1 protein-coding gene is annotated in these 674 nt (G+C 45.1%); it reads left to right on the top strand.

Features of this window, described 5'->3' with window-relative positions:
* Positions 1 to 674, top strand: a 674-nt coding sequence (locus H3R25_RS08935; protein ID WP_198195177.1) for a DUF1542 domain-containing protein, incomplete at both ends; no start/stop codon positions are given.

Raw genomic sequence — 674 nt, 5'->3', positions numbered from 1 at the left:
AGCAAACGCTGAAGCAGCAGGTGCTGCTGCTAAGGACAAGATTACTGCCGCAACAACTGGTGAGGAAGTAGCCCAAGCTTTAGCAGCTGGTAAAAAAGATGTTGAAAATGCATATGTATCAGGTAATATTTCTGATGCCAAGCTGAAAGCTAATGGCCAGATTGATGATGCAGTAGCAGCTACAAAAGCTAAGATAAATGCAGATAAGCATCTACCAGCTGCCAAGAAAGCAGCGCAAATAGCAGACGCTGAAAGCAGAGGTGCAGCAGCTAAGAGCAAGATCACTGCCGCAACAACTGGTGATGAAGTAGCTCAAGCTTTAGCAGCTGGTAAAACTGATGTTGAAAATGCATATGTTGATGGTACAGTGGATGATGCAAAGCAGACCGCTAAAGACGCAATTGATACTGCAGTAACTGATTGCAAGAACTTGATTTCAAGCGATAGTGACTTAGATTCAGGTTCCAAGGCTACCCAAACTGCAGCAGCAGTAGCAGCAGGAACGGCAGCTAAGAACGACATCGATAGTGCTACCAGTTTTGAAGAAGTGGACAAGGCCCTTGAAGATGGTAAAGCAGCAATAGCAGCAGCATATCAGCCAGGAAATCTTGATAATGCAAAAGCTACTGCTAAGCGCGACATTGATGCTGAAGTGGCAAGAGTCCAAGGTCAAA

It is taken from the genome of Lactobacillus sp. M0390 (genome assembly GCF_016102085.1).
GTDB lineage: Bacteria > Bacillota > Bacilli > Lactobacillales > Lactobacillaceae > Lactobacillus > Lactobacillus apis.
This window is presented reverse-complemented; position numbering and strand designations above follow the sequence as displayed.